This window comes from Lactococcus sp. LG1074, assembly GCF_017309525.1.
GTDB classification, from domain to species: domain Bacteria; phylum Bacillota; class Bacilli; order Lactobacillales; family Streptococcaceae; genus Lactococcus; species Lactococcus petauri.
In genome coordinates, this window is sequence record NZ_CP071293.1 from 660,209 (window position 1) to 678,462 (window position 18,254).

15 protein-coding genes and 6 pseudogenes are annotated in these 18,254 nt (G+C 34.1%); 17 read left to right on the top strand and 4 right to left on the bottom strand.

Annotated elements, in window-relative coordinates; all coding sequences use genetic code 11:
* Positions 1-3 precede the first annotated feature (3 nt).
* From J0J36_RS03315 to J0J36_RS03350, 9 genes and pseudogenes are all read left to right on the top strand, one after another.
* Positions 4-228 (top strand): hemolysin XhlA family protein, encoded by a 225-nt coding sequence (locus tag J0J36_RS03315; RefSeq protein WP_040087030.1) that lies wholly within the window; start codon positions 4-6, stop codon positions 226-228.
* A 4-nt stretch (positions 229-232) separates the two neighbouring features.
* Positions 233-466: a holin gene (locus J0J36_RS03320; protein ID WP_165706731.1), complete on the top strand. Its 234-nt coding sequence runs from the start codon at positions 233-235 to the stop codon at positions 464-466.
* Positions 467-548: 82 nt separating this feature from the next.
* Positions 549-1,217: a CHAP domain-containing protein gene (locus tag J0J36_RS03325; RefSeq protein ID WP_206886786.1), complete on the top strand. Its 669-nt coding sequence runs from the start codon at positions 549-551 to the stop codon at positions 1,215-1,217.
* Positions 1,218-1,302: 85 nt separating this feature from the next.
* Positions 1,303-2,892 (top strand): SIR2 family protein, encoded by a 1,590-nt coding sequence (locus J0J36_RS03330; protein WP_206886787.1) that lies wholly within the window; start codon positions 1,303-1,305, stop codon positions 2,890-2,892.
* A gap of 704 nt (positions 2,893-3,596) precedes the next feature.
* Entirely contained in the window at positions 3,597-3,722 is a 126-nt protein-coding gene (locus tag J0J36_RS10635) for a hypothetical protein (protein ID WP_016170978.1), read from the top strand.
* 144 nt (positions 3,723-3,866) lie between these two features.
* Positions 3,867-4,102 (top strand): annotated as a pseudogene (locus J0J36_RS03335) (hypothetical protein).
* A gap of 214 nt (positions 4,103-4,316) precedes the next feature.
* Positions 4,317-4,889, top strand: coding sequence for a hypothetical protein (locus J0J36_RS03340; protein ID WP_019292020.1), 573 nt, complete (start codon positions 4,317-4,319; stop codon positions 4,887-4,889).
* A gap of 263 nt (positions 4,890-5,152) precedes the next feature.
* Positions 5,153-6,106, top strand: a complete 954-nt coding sequence (locus J0J36_RS03345; protein ID WP_153924624.1) for an alpha/beta hydrolase — start codon at positions 5,153-5,155, stop codon at positions 6,104-6,106.
* Positions 6,107-6,260: 154 nt separating this feature from the next.
* A pseudogene (locus J0J36_RS03350) lies at positions 6,261-6,446 on the top strand (MurR/RpiR family transcriptional regulator); the annotation flags it as partial.
* A 19-nt stretch (positions 6,447-6,465) separates the two neighbouring features.
* Here the strand turns inward: J0J36_RS03350 and J0J36_RS03355 are convergent.
* Positions 6,466-7,623, bottom strand: a pseudogene (locus J0J36_RS03355) (IS3 family transposase).
* Between the two features lie 134 nt (positions 7,624-7,757).
* On the opposite strand from J0J36_RS03355, the gene J0J36_RS03360 reads away from it, so the two are divergent.
* The 3 genes from J0J36_RS03360 to J0J36_RS03370 all read left to right on the top strand — a co-directional run bounded on the left by J0J36_RS03360 (position 7,758) and on the right by J0J36_RS03370 (position 11,622).
* Positions 7,758-8,246 (top strand): SIS domain-containing protein, encoded by a 489-nt coding sequence (locus J0J36_RS03360; protein ID WP_242520641.1) that lies wholly within the window; start codon positions 7,758-7,760, stop codon positions 8,244-8,246.
* Positions 8,247-8,351: 105 nt separating this feature from the next.
* Complete coding sequence (gene malX / locus J0J36_RS03365; RefSeq protein ID WP_153924627.1) at positions 8,352-10,403, top strand: maltose/glucose-specific PTS transporter subunit IIBC; 2,052 nt, start codon at positions 8,352-8,354, stop codon at positions 10,401-10,403.
* 49 nt (positions 10,404-10,452) lie between these two features.
* Entirely contained in the window at positions 10,453-11,622 is a 1,170-nt protein-coding gene (locus tag J0J36_RS03370; RefSeq protein WP_019292024.1) for a MalY/PatB family protein, read from the top strand.
* A 44-nt stretch (positions 11,623-11,666) separates the two neighbouring features.
* On the opposite strand, the gene J0J36_RS03375 is transcribed toward J0J36_RS03370, so the two are convergent.
* The gene (locus J0J36_RS03375; RefSeq protein WP_019292025.1) at positions 11,667-12,197 is read right to left on the bottom strand and encodes a TetR-like C-terminal domain-containing protein; all 531 of its coding nucleotides are present in this window, start codon (positions 12,195-12,197) and stop codon (positions 11,667-11,669) included.
* A gap of 188 nt (positions 12,198-12,385) precedes the next feature.
* Between J0J36_RS03375 and J0J36_RS03380 the strand changes: the two genes are divergently transcribed.
* Positions 12,386-12,724 carry a metal-sulfur cluster assembly factor gene (locus J0J36_RS03380; RefSeq protein WP_017369035.1) on the top strand — a complete coding sequence of 113 codons (339 nt, stop codon included), beginning with the start codon at positions 12,386-12,388 and terminating at the stop codon, positions 12,722-12,724.
* Between the two features lie 561 nt (positions 12,725-13,285).
* On the opposite strand, the pseudogene J0J36_RS03385 reads toward J0J36_RS03380, so the two are convergent.
* Positions 13,286-14,443, bottom strand: a pseudogene (locus tag J0J36_RS03385) (IS3 family transposase).
* Positions 14,444-14,517: 74 nt separating this feature from the next.
* On the opposite strand from J0J36_RS03385, the pseudogene J0J36_RS10475 reads away from it, so the two are divergent.
* The 4 genes and pseudogenes from J0J36_RS10475 to J0J36_RS03405 form a co-directional block, all read left to right on the top strand.
* A pseudogene (locus J0J36_RS10475) lies at positions 14,518-14,727 on the top strand (MazG nucleotide pyrophosphohydrolase domain-containing protein); the annotation flags it as partial.
* Between the two features lie 35 nt (positions 14,728-14,762).
* Positions 14,763-15,362, top strand: a complete 600-nt coding sequence (locus J0J36_RS03395) for a DUF1349 domain-containing protein (RefSeq protein WP_019291669.1) — start codon at positions 14,763-14,765, stop codon at positions 15,360-15,362.
* A 54-nt stretch (positions 15,363-15,416) separates the two neighbouring features.
* Entirely contained in the window at positions 15,417-15,896 is a 480-nt protein-coding gene (locus tag J0J36_RS03400; RefSeq protein WP_153924630.1) for a cupin domain-containing protein, read from the top strand.
* Positions 15,897-16,541: 645 nt separating this feature from the next.
* Positions 16,542-16,931, top strand: a pseudogene (locus tag J0J36_RS03405) (DUF523 domain-containing protein); the annotation flags it as partial.
* 1,025 nt (positions 16,932-17,956) lie between these two features.
* Here J0J36_RS03405 and J0J36_RS03410 read toward each other — a convergent pair.
* Positions 17,957-18,250, bottom strand: coding sequence for a hypothetical protein (locus J0J36_RS03410; protein WP_019291666.1), 294 nt, complete (start codon positions 18,248-18,250; stop codon positions 17,957-17,959).
* Positions 18,251-18,254: the final 4 nt, after the last annotated feature.

The window sequence follows — 18,254 nt, forward strand, 5'->3', positions numbered from 1 at the left end:
AAATTGGAAGAAAAAGCACTGCGAGAGGTCCTTGAACGTCTCGCTAGAATCGAAACGAAGTTAGATAATTATGAGTCAGTAAGAGATAAAGCAGAGCAAGCTCTTTTATTGGCTCGTGCGAATACAAAATCTATTGAAGATATAAAATCCACGAATAAATGGGCTTGGGGCTATATGATTGCCCTAGGCCTTGGAGTAGTAAGTTATTTTTTAACAAAGGGAGGATAAAAATATGTTTAATCAAACATTTTTGAAAGATACTGCAGAACGTGCAGTAAAAACATTTGCTCAGTCAATGGTTGCGGTAATGACTGCAGGAGCTACAGGTGTACTAGATGTAGATTGGGTAAATGCTTTAAGTGTATCATTGTTAGCAACGCTTGTTTCAGTGCTTACATCTATCGGAAGTGGAACGGTTGGTGATCAGTCAGCAAGTGTTATTAATCTGAACAAGGAGAACAAATGATAATTTTAGGACTATGGGGGCTGTTCATGCTCTTTTTTGTTGGTCTAGTTATTATCACTGAGAAAATAAAGGAGAAAAAGAAATGAGTAAAATTTATGATTTAGCAGTTGCAAAACTTGGTCAAGTTGTAGACTTTGACGGTATGTATGGCGGACAATGTGCAGACCTTTCAACTTATGCTGTTTATTGGGCTACAGGAGCACGTATCACAGGCAATGCGATTAATACTGTTGATGTTAATAATATCAATGCGATTAAAGCTAAAGGAGTGACACCTCAAATATTTATGGCTTCAGGTGGTTATTACCCTATTATTCCTCAAAAAGGGGATATCTTGGTAGAAAATCCAAATAATGGAGGATTTGGTCATGTTTTAATTGTGGAGTCAGCAACAGCTACTACAGTAACAGCCATTGAACAGAATTATGATGGTTCAGCTCAAACAGCAAGTGCTAAAGGTGTAGAGCGCCGAACACGTGCTTATCTGACACCGTATGCAATCTTACGTATTCCAGATGCAAGTACACCGTCTCCCAGCGGACAAGGTGCGGGAACTTATAAAGTTACTGCATCGGCACTTAATGTACGTGATTATCCATCAACCAAGAAGGGTAAAGTGGTTGCTGCTTACAGCCTTGGGCAAAGCGTAAATATCTCTGAAGTAATTACTAGCGAAGGGATGAAATGGGGAACTTACACTTCTTACAGTGGAGCCAAGCGATACATTAGTATGGATTATTTGAAAAAATAGAAATATAACACCCCTAGCCAAAACGGTTAGGGGTTTTTTTGATATAATGAATGTAAATAAAAGAAGCACATAAAAAGGAGTGAGTATGGGGTTTATTGAGGATATTAAATTAAATAATCAATATCCGATTATTTTTATTGGTTCAGGTATTACTCAAAGGTATTTTAAGGATTCACCCCGATGGGAAGAACTAATTATAAAATTGTGGAGTAGGGTTCATGCAGAAGATGACTATTATTCAAAGTATCATGATTTGCAAGCTGCAGGAAAAGATGATTTTCAAATATTTTTAACAATTGCGGGAGAGCTTGAAAAAGAAATTGATAAAGCATTCTATAAAAATCAAATCAAAATTGATAATTTAGAGAAAAGAGAAGCACATTCAAAAGGCCTTTCTCCTTTTCGTCAAGAAGTTGCGAATATTTTTTTGAATTTAGAGATTAGAGAAGATATGCTGGATGAGGTTGAGCTTTTCACGGATATGTTAGTCAAAGCCCGATTTATTATTACAACAAACTATGATAATTTTATTGAACAAAGATTTACTTCGAGAAAAATAGGTATAAAAACTAATATAGGTAATGCTGGATTATTTACTACAAGTTCCGATTATGGAGAACTATATAAGATCCACGGATCTGTTAGTAAGCCTGATACAATTACACTTACAGAATCAGATTATGAAAAAAATGAATCTAAATTAGCTTTAGTAAATGCAAAAATATTATCAAATCTCACAGAATCCCCAATTCTTTTTTTAGGCTATTCCTTATCCGATGAAAATATTAGAGAACTATTATCTACGTATACAGAGAATATGCCTTATGAAGATATATCGAAAGCTGCTTCAAGAATTGGGGTGGTAGAGTATAAAAAGAATGAGAATAAATTGATTGAATCGATAGGTAATATTTCAGATTTAAATATTCATTATACTAATATTAGTACTGATAATTATAAAGAAATTTATAGGCAAATATCTCAAATTGATCAAGGAATATTACCATCTGTAATCTCAAAATATGAAGGCGCCTTTAGAAAGATTATTGAAGTTAAGGGTAAAGAAAAGGAATTAGATACCGTTCTTACTAGTTTTATTGATATATCAAAAATTAGTACAGACGACCTTAAAAATAAGAATATTGTAGTCGCATTTGGTGATAGTAAATATATCTATAAAATACCAACTTACCGTGATTATATTAGAGAATATTTTTCAGAGAGTATGGAACTAGATTCCAGAATTGCTTTAATATTTTTGAAAAAAATGTCCGCAAATTATCCAGTTCCTTATAAAAGACACAAAGATATAATTGAGAGTTGGGATAGTATTCCGAATGACTTGGAAAAGGAAATGGAAAGTTTTAGAAAAAGAATTCAAAATTTCCCAAGCAGTACTGTCGATGTATATGCTAGTAAAGCAAAAAAAGATGTGGCCAAAAAATATTTAGTTGAGTTGAAGAGTACTTCAACTATTGATGATGTAATATTACTAACTAATGTACCTTTACTTAATAGGCTAAGATATATCCTTTCTGAAATAAAATCTTTTGACCATGAAGATCTAAAAGATTTTATTATTAAAAATATTGACTTAGGTGAAGATAAACGTATGAATAGTACTGTATATAGAAAAATAGTGATGAGCTATAGTATTCTTGTAGAAGGTGTATAAAAAGAGCCCTACCAACAAAGTGTTGATAGGGTTCTTTTACAGGGAAGGATAAAGCGAACATTACAAGAAGGGTAACTGTTTTTATCTTGACTAAATTATAACTGATTTCTATAATTAAATCAAAAGATATGTCGTTAAAAAATATTATTTTCTATTTGATAATGGTATTTCTTAGGTAATAATTAACGTTTCAGTATGTTATAATAAGTGTCTGTTCTTAATAGGTAAATCTCTATGACAATAGGGATTTTTCTGTTATACTCTAAGTACACAAATCTTCATTTCAATTTTCTCTTCTATTATATAGAAGAGTTTTATAAATTAAAGGGGGCAAAAAGGGGGCAATATTCAACGAGTTTGCAAATATCATAGAAATATATTTCAATGAGTAATGTCTAGAAAATGCAGTAATAATAAGGGATGTAACTATAAAAGCGTATAAAGCAACAATATTGGTTTCTGTCCGTGCATTGCAAGGTAAAGCGGCTCGTATCCCAGAACGTCGTAAATAATTTTGACTTGTCTAACCGCTCTGTTGAGCGGTTTTTCTTTTTGTTTTATTTTATTGCAAAAGTAGAAACGATAAATTTTATGCTATAATATTCATTGCCTCTAGTGGTATATGGATTTAATGTCTATGAAGTTTGAAGTTATTTAACGATATCCAGTATCAAATGATTTATAGAATGATAAAGGAGACGAATATGCGAAAAAATAAAGATAAAGAATGGTTATCAGGTCCAGGACTTGTTGTTCTAGTTATTATGTCGCCAATAGTGGTCATACTTGCTGTGCAAGCCTTAACAGCAGTTTATACAGTTTTACACTAATTTTTAATTTTCTAAATAACGGTAAAACAAGCTTGAAAATAATAGAAACGGCTGTTATAATACGCCTACAAGGATTCATAAATTTTATGTATTCTTAATCGTATAAAAAATGAAATAAAAGCGTTAACAAACTGTGGAGAAAAAATGAATTTTGAAAATATTAACTCAAGTCTACAAGAGATTTGGAACAGTGCACCAGCAAATTTTTGGTTGGCTCTCTTTGTGTTAGTCATCGCAATTCTCATTTTCTTTTTGCCCGTCAAAATGCCAGTTCTCGGGGCTTATCTGGGGGACAAATATTCGGAGTTTTTTTGGCTACGATATTTGGTTTCTGGTTTCTAGGATTAATCCTAGCACTTGTCTTGCCTCGTTCAGTTTAATATACATCTTTAGTATGGAGCAGATGTTGGTAATAATAAAGGCATGCAAATATATTTCTAAGGGCTTAATAGCCCTTATTTTTATGGAAAAAAGAGGAGTTAAATTATTTAGAAAAATGAATTGAACAAAACAATCTCATAAATAAAGGAAGCGTTTTCTTGAATGGAACAATTGTGTATGCTACAATGAAGAAAAAGAAAAGCGAGGTATATTATGAATAAGAAACTTCTCTCATTGTTAGCTGTATCAACTTTGTCATTGGGAGTTTTGACAGCTTGTGGATCTGGTGAAAAAAAATCAGAAGAAACAAAAACTGAACAATCAGCTGAAGTGTTTGCTGGGGCAACTGCAGGCACAGATAATTTTGATACCCTTTCTAAAGGACTTTCGAAGGATGGCGCTTGGATTGCGGCCATTAATAAAGACTTAGATGCATCAGACAAAACTTTGAATGTTGAAGGCGAATTTAAAAATAAAGAGGGCGAAGAAGCACGTAAATTAGCCCTTTATACGCAAGATGCAGACCGTAAGGTTACAGATCGCTATACACTTACTGTAAAAAAACTTGAAGTAAATTCTCCACAGTTCTATATTTCAAATGGTACAGTTAAGGGAGATGTTGAAGTAAATGCTGAAGGCTTCCATGGTCAAACTGGGAAAGGTGTTGATGGAGAAGCAATGATTGATGGAAATCTTATCTTTAAAAATCAAGAATTGTTGGATGCTTATAACAAACTTCCTAGCGAAGAACAAGTTAAAGTAACTGGGGAAACGACTGTTAAATAAAAGGGGGCTCCCCTTTTTATTTACCTTACGAGCAAATTGTCTAAATAAGAACGAAAGTATTTTCCGATATCAATTTCTTGTTTTCTCTAACTTTAAATTATAAAATGTTATTAAAATAATATTCAGAAAATTAACGTAGTCCAAGAAATATGAAGAATTACTTCAATATTATGAAGAAATCTTTGATTTTACTGGATTTTGTCCTTGCAATAAAAAATTATCTTTTAAGAAAAGATAATAAAAAGTATTTTTGGAGGTATAAAATGGTAGAAAGAATTTCCTTAGAAACAGCTGCGCTAGAATTTAGTGAAGCAAATGCGCCCCATCCTCGTATTTATGAACTTCCAGTAGAAGAGGGAAGAAGCTTATTAAATGAAGTTCAGGATTCTCCAGTCGCAAAGGAAGACGTTGATATTGAAGATGTCGCTGTTGATACAGGAGACTGGGGGGAAATAAATGTCAGATTTATTCGCCCCCTTAATCAAGAAAAGAAATTACCTGTAATCTTTTATATCCACGGAGCAGGCTGGGTTTTTGGCAATGCACATACACATGATAAACTAATTCGTGAGCTTGCCGTACGGACCAACTCCGTTGTGGTTTTTCCTGAATACTCCCTGTCACCCGAAGCCAAATACCCAACGGCTATTGAGCAAAACTACGCTGTCCTACAACAGCTAAAAGATTTTTCTAACGATAAGAAATTTGATGTAAATCATCTCACTGTAGCTGGAGATTCTGTTGGCGGAAATATGGCCACTGTGATGACACTTTTGACTAAACAAAGAGGCGGTCAAAAGATTGGACAACAAGTTTTGTATTATCCCGTAACAGATGCCAATTTTGATACGGATTCTTACAATGAATTTGCGGAAAACTACTTTTTGACTAAAGAAGGAATGATTTGGTTCTGGAATCAATATACGACAAACGAAGAAGAACGTAATCAAATCACAGCTTCACCGCTTCGTTCGATGAAAGAAGATTTGACAGATTTACCTGCTGCTTTGATTATTACTGGTGAAGCTGATGTTTTGCGAGATGAAGGTGAAGCTTATGCACGTAAATTGCGAGAAGCTGAAGTGGAAGTAACTCAAGTGCGTTTCCAAGCCATTATCCATGACTTTGTTATGGTGAATTCAATGAATGATACTAATGCGACACGTGCCGCGATGACACTCTCCACTGAGTGGATCAACGAAAAAAACAGTAAATAAGATAATGAGATAAAAGGAGTCTATAAGATAGGCTCTTTTTTGTGGAAAATTATGCTGCATGATTTGACATATTTAAGCGTTTTTATTTTAAAAAGAAACTATGGTAGAATAAAAGATAAGTGAAAGGCTTAAAAAGTCAAAAAAGAGGATAAATATGCTGAGTTTTCAGGAACGCGTAAAAAATAAAGAGAATAAGTTAACAGAGTTGGAAGAAGACTTGGTAGACTACATCTTGAAAAATAAAGAAGCGGTGAGTCAGACCAAGATTGTTATTTTATCACAGAAATTTTACACTGTGCCCAATACAATAACTCGTTTCTGTAAAAAATTAGGCTATGAAATGGACTAATGTCAAATATTTAGACACAAAATGAGCTATATTTTCTTAAAATAGTTTTCTTCTTTCTGATTTGGAGTTAAACCATTGTTTGCGGAATGAGGATTATAGTTGTTATAAAACTGTTCGATGTATTCAAAGCAAGAGAGTTGAACTTCTTGAATGGAGTGATAAGTTCTTCTGTTTATTTCCCGTTGTTTGAGGTACTTGAAAAAGGCCTCAGTGACAGCATTATCATAAGGATATCCAGGTTTGGAGTAAGAAGCAAGCAATTGATGCTCATCTAATATTTTTCTAAAGGAAGCTGATTTAAATTGGCTACCTTGATCCGAATGAAAAATGATTGGTTCCTTAGGCTTCCTCTTATTTATAGCCATCCCTAATGTGTCACAGGCAAGTTTAGCATCAATCCTGTCACTTACTTTCCAAGCAATACATTTTCTAGAGTAGAGGTCAAGGATGGCGCAGAGATAAACATGCCGTCTATGTCCTATAGAAATATAAGTGAAATCAGTTGTCCATACTTGATTCGGGGACTTAGGATTAAATTCTTGTTTAAGGAGATTATCAGAAGAAAATGCAGGAGAGTGTTTTGATTTAACTCTAGGTTTAATCGTTGACATTTTAGGGAGTGTCATAGACTTGAGAAGTCTTAAGATACGCCCCTCAGAAATATTAACGCCATAATCACGCAGGAGAATGATTTTAAAAGCTCTCGTTCCAATTCTTTTCTTGGCTTTCATATAAATCTCAAGGAGTAATTTTCTCAAGCGTTGATTTTCTATTTCACGTTTTGAGGGCTTCTTGTTTATGAAGTTATAGTAGGTGGAACGATTGACATGTAAAACACGACAGAGCATAACTGTCGTGTGTTCAAATCGGAGTCTATAGACTGCTTTTAATCTCACTTGGAGTTTTGCATGAATATGGCACTTGCTTTTTTTAAGATAAGATTTTCTTCTTCGAGTTGGGCATTCCTTTTTTGTAATTCTTGAATCTGTTTAGCAGTCAAGACCGTATTATCTTCAAGACGAACTTGAGAGTACTGCTTGATCCATTTTGCAAGTGCAGAAGGGGAGACACCATAGTCTTTACAGAGTTCGGATTGAGTTTTACCTGTTTGGTAGAGATTAACGAGAGATTGCTTAAATTCCTCGTCGTAACGTTTAAAACCTGACATAAAAGTCCTTTCATTTTTGTGTCTTAATAGACAGATTATAACACACAATTTTCTGTCCACTTTTATAGTATAGCTCCAAAAATTTCTCTGAATTTAAGATTAACCTCAAACAGGAGCTTACAACTCCTGAAAGTATGAATGCACATAAGCATATTCTTTTAAAAAACTTTGATCTAATCGATAAAGAAAGAGAAATGAAGGTTGTGCAGCTAATGCAAAGAGCCAAGAGTGTAAATTTTTATGCGCTAGATCAAACAGGCCTTCTGACGAAGATGTATGTAAAAAGTCTCTTTGCTCTCGATGACAAATTTCAATTTTATGAATATCAGCAGGAAATGAAAAAGAAGATTTTAAGCTCTTCTCATGAAGTATTCTTTTTTGTTTCTTTATCTGGGGAAACACCTTCTGTTTTGGAATTAGCAGAACTGGCCAAATCCAGAAATCATAAATTGATTAGCCTTACCAATTTAACTGAAAATAGTTTGGTACAAATAGCTGATATCCCTCTTTATTGCTTAACACAAAAGGAAGAAGTAAATGGATATGACACGACCGATAAGACACCTTTACTTTTGGTTTTGCAATCACTTTACTACACTTATCGTGGAATTTTACACATTTAAAAAAATACTTTCAAATGAGAAGGTGTTTTTTTAGTAATTTTCGTGAAAGCGTTTTACATTGTGTTAATATTAACTTACAACAAAAATATAAAGGTAGGTTAAAAGATGAGTAACCAAAAAAACCTCTATTCTCCTTTTGAGGGAGAAATTATCCCATTGCAGGATGTTAAAGACCCTATTTTCTCTGAAAAAACAATGGGAGATGGGTATGCTGTAGAACCAACAGGTGAAACAATCTATGCACCAGTTTCTGGTACAGTAAGAATGGTTCAAGGACATGCTGCTGGATTTAGTACTGCAGATGATTTGCAGGTATTACTTCATATTGGTATTGATACGGTCAGTCTGGATAAGGCAGTGTTTGAGTTTACCATCAAAGAAGAGGAAGCTGTTAAAGCGGGCCAAGTAATTGGGCGCGTGAATTGGAAAGCGGTCGAAGATGCTGGACTTGAAAAAACAGCCATTGTTGTTATTACAAATACAGCAGAAAAATTAAAGAGTATGACGATCAGTGCCTCAGGAAAGGTAAAAGGAGGTTCACCAATAGGAAAAGCTTTGGCTAAAGGTACCGAAATAAAAACTAAAGTGCCACAAGCCAAGAAAAAGAAAAAATTTGCCCTAGGTGGTTTCTTCCAAGAATTAGGTAAAACTTTTATGCTCCCTGTAGCCTTAATGGCTTTTATGGGGCTTCTTTTAGGGCTAGGAAGTTCGTTTTCGAGTCAATCTACTATTGATGCTTTTCCTTTCTTAGGAAACGAAGTACTGCAAGTAGTCTTTCGTTTCTTTTCAGCCATTGGCGGTTTTGCCTTCAGTAACTTACCCGTGATGTTTGCTATGGCTATTCCTCTCGGTTTAGCTAAGAAAGAAAAAGGTGTAGCAGCTTTCTCAGGATTCGTTGGCTATATGGTTATGAATCTTTCTATCAACTTCTTTTTGACTGAACGTGGACAGCTTGCTGATCCTGAACTCATGCAAAAGGCTGGGCAAGGTATGGCTTTGGGTGTCCAAACTATCGAAATGGGTGTTCTTGGAGGTATCATTACTGGTATTATTGTTTACAACCTCCACAAGAAATTTTACAACATTCAACTTTCAGATAGTTTTGCTTTCTTTGGCGGATCAAGGTTTGTACCAATTATTACTGCATTAGTTATGGCTTTGGTAGGTCTCGCGATTCCTGTCATTTGGCCACTGTTTGCCCTTCTTATCCAGCAAGTCGGCAACTTGATTCAACGTGCAGGTATTTTTGGGCCATTTCTCTTTTTCTCTGGCGAACGTCTGCTTTTACCCTTTGGTTTGCATCACATTCTTGTTGCAACCATTCGCTTTACTCAGGCTGGTGGAACAGCGCTCATTGATGGACATGAAGTTTACGGTGCTTTAAATATTTTCTATGCCGAATTATCAAATCGTTTACCAATTTCCGGCTCTGCGACAGCTTTCTTGTCTCAAGGAAAAATGCCAACGTTTATGTTTGGGCTCCCAGCAGCAGCGCTTGCCATGTATCGTACAGCAAAACCGGAAAATCGAGCAAAAGTCAAAGGGCTCCTGATTTCTGGTGTGATTGCTACTTTTGTAACAGGGATAACAGAACCAATTGAGTTTCTCTTCTTGTTTATCAGTCCATTCCTTTGGATTTTCCACGTGATTATGACTGGTCTAGGAGCAATGATTGTCAGCCTATTAGGCGTAAAAATTGGTAATACAGATGGTGGCGTGCTCGACTTCCTTATTTTTGGGGTAATGCAAGGCTCATATACACAATGGTTCTTGATTCCTCTCGTGGGTGCCTTTTGGTTTGCGGCTTACTACTTCACATTTAAAAAGGTTATCTTATGGAAAAACTTGAAAACACCAGGACGTGAAGCTGTACTCGAACCGGAATATTCAGAGCAAGAAATAGCACATGGAGGCAATACATCTGGATATAATGCCGAAGCAATCTTAGCTGCATTGGGTGGAAAAGAGAATATTGTCACACTCGACAACTGTATTACACGTCTCCGTTTGATTTTAAATGATGGCGACCTTGTTGAAGATGACAAGCTTAAAGATTTAGGTGCTTTAGGAGTCGTACATTTAGATGATACAAGTGTTCAAGTTATTATTGGAACGAAAGTAACGACTGTCCGCAACGCCTTGGACAATTTGATTTAGAAGGAGAACCGTAAAACAAGGCAAACGTCTTGTTTTACCATTTATTGATATGACAGAATTTGATAAAATAATTGAGCGAAAAGGAACGTTTTGTACACAGTGGGATTTTGTAGAAGATCGTTTTGGTCAGAAAGATTTATTGCCTTTTACCATTTCAGATACTGATTTTGCTATCCCAGAGACGGTTAATCAGGCACTGCAAAAGAGGATTCAACATCCGATTTACGGATATACGCGTTGGAATCATAAGCATTTCAAATCAGCTGTCTCTGCGTGGTATCAAAAACAGTTTGATTTTGCGATTGAGGAGGACTGGATTTTGTATAGCCCAAGTGTGATTTACTCTCTTTCTCAGTTGATTGAAATCAAGTCTCAGCCCCAAGAAGGTGTTGTTGTCCAGACCCCAGCTTATGATGCTTTCTTTAAAACCATTACAGCTAACAATCGTTTGTGTGTGGAAAATCCATTGATTTTTAACGAAGGAAAGTATACGATTGATTTTATAGATTTAGAAGAAAAACTCGCACATCCGAACAACAAAATCCTTCTCTTTTGTTCGCCCCATAACCCTACAGGACGTGTGTGGACAAGTGAAGAGCTACAACAAGTGGTATTGCTTTGTCAAAAGTACGATGTCTTCTTAATTTCAGATGAAATTCACATGGATGTTTTACGCAAGGATAAGCAACACCACCCGATTTTGCAATACGGTACAGAAAATATTGCTCTTTTAACATCTGCCAGCAAAACCTTTAATTTTCCAGGATTGATTTTTTCCTATTTATTAATTCCAAATGAGAATCTTCGTGAAGAATTTTGTCAACATTTAAAGGAAAAAGATGGGCTCTCTTCTTGCAGCATTTTAGGAATGGAAGCGACGATTTCAGCTTACCAGACATCTGATATATGGCTGGAAGAATTGAAAAACTATTTGGACGATACGGTAGACTTCACGCGAACTTTTTTAAAAGAGTATTTGCCAAAAATAAAGCTTATCGAATCAGAAGCAACTTACCTTTTGTGGCTTGATGTTTCAGAACAGGGTGTTCCTATGGATAAGTTACAACAAGCATTAATCAACATAGGAAAAGTAGCTATTATGGATGGAGAAGTATACGGTCAGGAAGGAAGGAACTTTCTCCGACTAAACATTGGCTGTTCACGAGCCAAGGTAAAAGATGGACTCGAAAGACTACTTAAAAGTATTCAAGCTTTATAAAAAAATATCCAAACATAGGGTTTGGATATTTTGGGGATAATTAATTAGTTGATAAGCTTACTGAGTATTTTTGTAATTTCTTCAGGTGTTTCTTTACGCTTACGACGAATCCAGGCCTGTGTAAGACCAAACATAGCATTAGCATAATAAGTTGCAGCATAAATTTTACCTAAGCGACCGAGGTTATTTCTTCTTGAATCTCTTGGAATAATTGAGTTTTCAATCATACTTTTTAACTTCGCTTGCATGAATTGATGGATTTCCTTGCTGCCGTTCTCAGAAAGCAGGGCTGCGTAGATTTCGTTATTATCTAAAAATTCATAGGTTTCAAGCATTGTTTTTTGCAAGTCTCCATCATTTTTTTCAAAGACATATTGAATTGTGTTGATCAATGTTTTTTGATATTGATCAATCATTTCATACTTGTCTTGATAATGCGTATAAAATCCGCTCCGACTAATCTTTGCAACTTTGACAAGCTCAGTGGTTGTAATTTGATCAAATGGCTTTTCATGTAAAAGTTGAGTCATTGCATCGCGAAGTCGCGCTTTTGTACGTTCTTTTCTATTCTCCACAGTGTATCCTTTTCCCTACACAGCAAGTGCTGTCTTAAAACTTTATATCACTATAATTATAACAATTTTTAGACGTTGCGTCTATAAAATGATTTATAAATTATCTTTTACTCTTCTCGTCAAATTTTTAAAAATATGGTAGAATAACAATGTTAAATAGATTTTACAATGAGAATGTGGAGAAATTTATGAGTGAAGAAAGCAAATATTCTGATACACAAATAGAAGAAATTAAAACAAAGATTTTAGCAGCCTTGGAGACTGTTATTGACCCTGAGCTAGGTATTGATATCATTAACTTGGGCTTGGTCTATGAAATTTCCTTTGAAGACAATGGGTTTACTGAAGTCAAAATGACACTGACAACAATGGGTTGTCCGCTAGCAGACGTTTTGACTGATCAAATTCATGATGCGCTCAAAGAAGTTGAAGAAGTAACTGAAATCAAAGTCAACCTCGTCTGGTATCCAGCGTGGACAGTAGATAAAATGAGCCGCTATGCGCGTATCGCTTTAGGGATTCGCTAATATTGGTATAACTGGATTTAAGAGGCTCTTGATAAAAATATTAACTCTTTAAAAGTACATTTAGTACGGTATCTAAGCCATCTTGAAAAAAATTTTATTGTTGTTAAATCTAGTAAAAACAGAGGAAAACAACATGGAAATTTCAATCCAATCAGTAATTCAAGAAATGCTTTTTGACAATAAAGCAAGAGGATTGTCGAAAAATACAATTATATTCAGAGAAAAAACACGAAAGGTTTTCTCTGTTTTTTTTTGTACCAAAATGATATTTTAAATATTAGCGAAATCAAACCAATTCATATAAAACAATATTTAGTTGACAGACTAGAATGTGGCTACTCGGAAACATCTGTTAATGCACAGTTGGGAATTATCAGGGCATTTGTTTGCATACTGTGTATCGTGTTTAATAAAGAAATTAATATGATTGATTTGGCTAACCATATAAACTCATAAAGTTGTAAAATGTATGGTTTCTGTTTATCTTTTCTTCTATTTTCTCTTGGAAAAAATTTTGAGCACTTCTACATAGTTAAATACTATTGGACTAATGTCAAATATTTAGACACAAAATGAGCTATATTTTCTTAAAATAGTTTTCTTCTTTCTGATTTGGAGTTAAACCATTGTTTGCGGAATGAGGATTATAGTTGTTATAAAACTGTTCGATGTATTCAAAGCAAGAGAGTTGAACTTCTTGAATGGAGTGATAAGTTCTTCTGTTTATTTCCCGTTGTTTGAGGTACTTGAAAAAGGCCTCAGTGATAGCATTATCATAAGGATATCCAGGTTTGGAGTAAGAAGCAAGCAATTGATGCTCATCTAATATTTTTCTAAAGGAAGCTGATTTAAATTGGCTACCTTGATCCGAATGAAAAATGATTGGTTCCTTAGGCTTCCTCTTATTTATAGCCATCCCTAATGTGTCACAGGCAAGTTTAGCATCAATCCTGTCACTTACTTTCCAAGCAATACATTTTCTAGAGTAGAGGTCAAGGATGGCGCAGAGATAAACATGCCGTCTATGTCCTATAGAAATATAAGTGAAATCAGTTGTCCATACTTGATTCGGGGACTTAGGATTAAATTCTTGTTTAAGGAGATTATCAGAAGAAAATGCAGGAGAGTGTTTTGATTTAACTCTAGGTTTAATCGTTGACATTTTAGGGAGTGTCATAGACTTGAGAAGTCTTAAGATACGCCCCTCAGAAATATTAACGCCATAATCACGCAGGAGAATGATTTTAAAAGCTCTCGTTCCAATTCTTTTCTTGGCTTTCATATAAATCTCAAGGAGTAATTTTCTCAAGCGTTGATTTTCTATTTCACGTTTTGAGGGCTTCTTGTTTATGAAGTTATAGTAGGTGGAACGATTGACATGTAAAACACGACAGAGCATAACTGTCGTGTGTTCAAATCGGAGTCTATAGACTGCTTTTAATCTCACTTGGAGTTTTGCATGAATATGGCACTTGCTTTTTTTAAGATAAGATTTTCTTCTTCGAGTTGGGCATTCCTTTTTTGTAATTCTTGAATCTGTTTAGCAGTCAAGACCGTATTATCTTCAAGACGAACTTGAGAGTACTGCTTGATCCATTTTGCAAGTGCAGAAGGGGAGACACCATAGTCTTTACAGAGTTCGGATTGAGTTTTACCTGTTTGGTAGAGATTAACGAGAGATTGCTTAAATTCCTCGTCGTAACGTTTAAAACCTGACATAAAAGTCCTTTCATTTTTGTGTCTTAATAGACAGATTATAACACACAATTTTCTGTCCACTTTTATAGTATAGCTCCAAAGCAATAAGAAAAAAAGAAATAGGTAGAGATCGACCAGATGAAATTGAGGGGAATGAAGTAGAGAAGATTGAATATATAAAAGAAGAGCTTGGGGATGTCTTAGATAATGTTTTTATTATGGCAGATAAATATAACCTTTCAATCAGTGATATTATGGAATCACACAGAAGCAAATTAGAAGAAAGATATAAAAAAGAGCATTAAGTTTTTATACCATGTAAATAGGAAGATAAAGGAATATGTTGAGCGAGAATTATAATTGGATAAGAAAACCGGAAAAAACTAAAATACTTAATGGAATAGTCGAAATATATACTAATCCTCATACAGATTTATGGCAAAGAACTTATTATAACTTTCAAAATGATAATGCTCCAATATTCTATAGGGAAGTGGAAGAAGAGTATTTTTCTTTTACAGTCAAGGCTGAGTTTAGAGATGCGAAGCATAGATTTGACCAGTGTGGAATAGTTATATATCAGGATAGTGAAAATTGGTTGAAAGCTTCCTCTGAATATGAGAATGGAGATTATCAACATTTAGGGTGTGTGGTTACAAACAGCGGATATTCCGATTGGTCAACTATGGAAATAGATCCTTCTATAAAAGAGATTTGGTATCGAGTAAGTAGAAGAGAGTCCGATTTTCGTGTTGAGTACTCTAGTGATGGAAAAATATTCCACCAAATGAGGATATGTCACTTAAATAAAGGTGGTGGAAAAGTGAATATTGGAATATATGCGTGTTCACCTGAAGAATCAAGTTTTAAAGCTTCTTTTTCAAACTTTAAATTTTCAGAATGTCTTTGGGGAGATCATGTAGGTCAGGTCCCAGACTAATCTGTACTACATATCATATCTCTTAAAAATCAGATAGAAAGCATAAAGGTTAAAATGACTAATTACAAAGATTGGATAAAAGATCTTGGACTACTCCCTCATCCCGAAGGAGGCTATTATAAAGAAACTTACTTACATCCTGAAACACTTTTTACTCAAAAAGGAGAAAGGAGCCTAAGTTCTTCATGTTTGTTTTTACTCACTGAAGAAAATCCTTCTCATTTGCACAGATTATCAGCAGATGAAACTTGGTTTTATCACAGTGGTAATGCGTTGACTGTGCATTGTATATTTCCTGACGGGAACTATGAAGAAGTAAAAATAGGACCTGATATCAAAAAAGGCCAGTTACTTTCATGGACTGTCCCAGCTGGAACTATATTTGGCTCAACTGTGAAGAGCGGTTACGCACTAGTAAGTTGTGTGGTTACACCTGCTTTTACATTTGAAGATTTTGAATTATTTACCCAAGAGCAATTGATAAAGCATTACCCTCATTTGGAAAAAATCATTAAACAATTAGCTTATGAGTAGTATTAATCTAAATTATATAAAGTTATTAGGAGTATAACAAGTAATCAATATACTAAAAAAAATATAAGTTTAGAATACTATATATGTCTATGACAAAATTAGATCCTCATGAAGTGGGACACAGTATTCCCGACATTGAAATATAGCATCAATTTTACAAGGTTTATATATTAAAGGACAAATTTTGGGAAATTACTTGAGGAACACATTATGTGTAAATCAGACTGTGCTTTTTAATAAGTATAAGAGTTCCAATAGAATTAAGGAAAGAATGATGCTTCTTCGAGTGCGACAGTCGAAGAGAGGGAGTATAAAAGGGCGTTAATGCGGATATAATCCTATTTTATACATACTTTAAATAAAATATCAGTTAATATAATTTATAAAATAGGACAGGTATGTATTTCATCTGTCTTTTTTATAGGAGTATGTTATAAAAATGTAATCTGAAAGACTCAGGGTTTTGTTACTTTTTTAATTAAAAATGTTTATAAATATCATTTTATTCCGAACGATATGAGCTTTTTTAAGTTTTATAATATAAAAGACTGTATTTATAGTCTTTAAAACCGTACAATAGAGTTGGGAGGTGCTATATTGTGAAAAAAAGAAAATAACCTAAAAGAAGAAGTTGTATTAGTTAGTTCATGCCTTGCTGGAATTCCATGCCGATATAATGGTAAGGCAGCCCCTAATGCTGAGGTCATAGAATTAGTGGAAAGTGGTAGAGCAATACCAGTATGTCCTGAAGTTTTAGGTGGGCTGCCAACTCCACGCCCAGCTGCTGAAATAGTTGGAGACAAAGTGTTGAGTCAAGAGGGAGAAGATTTTACTCCTGAATTTATATATGGAGCAAAAAAGACACTAAAAATTGCTGAGGAGTTGGAATGCAAGAAAGCTATTCTTAAATCAGGCAGTCCATCCTGTGGTTTTAAAAAAATATATGATGGGACGTTTACAGGAAATATGAAAGAAGCAAACGGTATAGCGGTTCAGTTATTACATGACAATGGAATAGAAATAGAGTCTAGGTGATATTATGAATATTATTACTATTCCATACCTCTACTTTCTATGGGAATTTATAAAGCAAGACTCATATGAATGATAATATACCAAAGCTATTCACTATAATTTTGTTAGTTAGTATAGCTTAGTAGAATAAGGTTATTTGAAGGGATTAGAGAGAACACATCTTCAGTTTGATAGCAATATCCTCTTGACTAAAAAGATTCAAGAAATCTCTAATTTACTTATATAAGCCTAGTTTTTATGGATGGGGGAAATATAACTTATTCCTCTCAAATATTTTAATTTATAAAAAAGGATGACTATCATTGTAAAATCTTATAGGTAGTACATATTATTTTTGGGGGATTAAGTTTTTGAAAGCAAACTTATCCAATTTTTATAAAGTTAAAAATTACAGGGTAGTGTATGTATTATTTTAACTATAGAATACTTATACAAGAAGATAATAAAAGAATAATTTTACTTCAAATAAAAAAGAGAAACACTCTCTTTTTTGTTATGAAAGTCAAACACTCATTTTTATATGGAAAAATAGTGATAAAGTAACAACAGTGCCAGAACAAACTGACTTTGATTTAAAAAAATTAAAAACTTAATTGACTCTATTGAATTGATGATACTGAATTTGAATGAGATTTTTAAACCAATTTGTGGCAAGAATTAAAAGAGTCTTTAGAAATTTCTTTATGGTACATTTAGTATACATTCCAAGCTATTTATTGTTTGGCTTTGAAAGTACAGTAGTCTATAATCACTGATATAACAACAATAAAAAAAGTTCAAAAATATACCAGCGTGGACGATCGATAAAATGAGCCGATATGCGCGTATCGCTTTGGGTATTCGCTAATCTACTCAAAAAAGCATTACAGGAGAATTCATTAGGATTCTCTTTTGTTTTGTAAAAAGATAAAGTATTTTTATTTTTAAATCATTCATTGTTAGCATTGCACAAACAAGGTGACTAAAAAAACTTCTATCTATATTGGACAGAAGTTGAGTGAGGAAAAGTATCTAAAGTAATCAAATTAAAGTGTAAGTTCAGACAGGTTAGATACGCTTATCCGATAAACTTCCTCCGGTGATAATGTATAACTTTCTACTGATAAACTTCCATCCTTATTTATTTCTAGTTTCTGGCTGGGCCCTGCAAGTGGTGACAGACTAGCTCCCCAAGCGGCAGACATATTTTTTAAGATATTGTTTTCTTCAATAAAATTATTAGACTTCTTTGTTCCAAGAAAACGAATTTCGTTATTGTCAAAAGTTAACTTTATTCTAAAATTTGCCAATAATTCTGCTTTGATTAATTGTGGAACCATAAAA

Coding starts and splice junctions, on each gene's coding strand:
- J0J36_RS03320 (WP_165706731.1), top strand. CDS start 233: ATGTTTAATCAAACATTTTTGAAAGATACTGCAGAACGTGCAGTAAAA.
- J0J36_RS03325 (WP_206886786.1), top strand. CDS start 549: ATGAGTAAAATTTATGATTTAGCAGTTGCAAAACTTGGTCAAGTTGTA.
- J0J36_RS03330 (WP_206886787.1), top strand. CDS start 1,303: ATGGGGTTTATTGAGGATATTAAATTAAATAATCAATATCCGATTATT.
- J0J36_RS10635 (WP_016170978.1), top strand. CDS start 3,597: ATGCGAAAAAATAAAGATAAAGAATGGTTATCAGGTCCAGGACTTGTT.
- J0J36_RS03340 (WP_019292020.1), top strand. CDS start 4,317: ATGAATAAGAAACTTCTCTCATTGTTAGCTGTATCAACTTTGTCATTG.
- J0J36_RS03345 (WP_153924624.1), top strand. CDS start 5,153: ATGGTAGAAAGAATTTCCTTAGAAACAGCTGCGCTAGAATTTAGTGAA.
- J0J36_RS03360 (WP_242520641.1), top strand. CDS start 7,758: ATGAATGCACATAAGCATATTCTTTTAAAAAACTTTGATCTAATCGAT.
- malX (WP_153924627.1), top strand. CDS start 8,352: ATGAGTAACCAAAAAAACCTCTATTCTCCTTTTGAGGGAGAAATTATC.
- J0J36_RS03370 (WP_019292024.1), top strand. CDS start 10,453: ATGACAGAATTTGATAAAATAATTGAGCGAAAAGGAACGTTTTGTACA.
- J0J36_RS03380 (WP_017369035.1), top strand. CDS start 12,386: ATGAGTGAAGAAAGCAAATATTCTGATACACAAATAGAAGAAATTAAA.
- J0J36_RS03395 (WP_019291669.1), top strand. CDS start 14,763: ATGTTGAGCGAGAATTATAATTGGATAAGAAAACCGGAAAAAACTAAA.
- J0J36_RS03400 (WP_153924630.1), top strand. CDS start 15,417: ATGACTAATTACAAAGATTGGATAAAAGATCTTGGACTACTCCCTCAT.
- J0J36_RS03410 (WP_019291666.1), bottom strand. CDS start 18,250: ATGGTTCCACAATTAATCAAAGCAGAATTATTGGCAAATTTTAGAATA.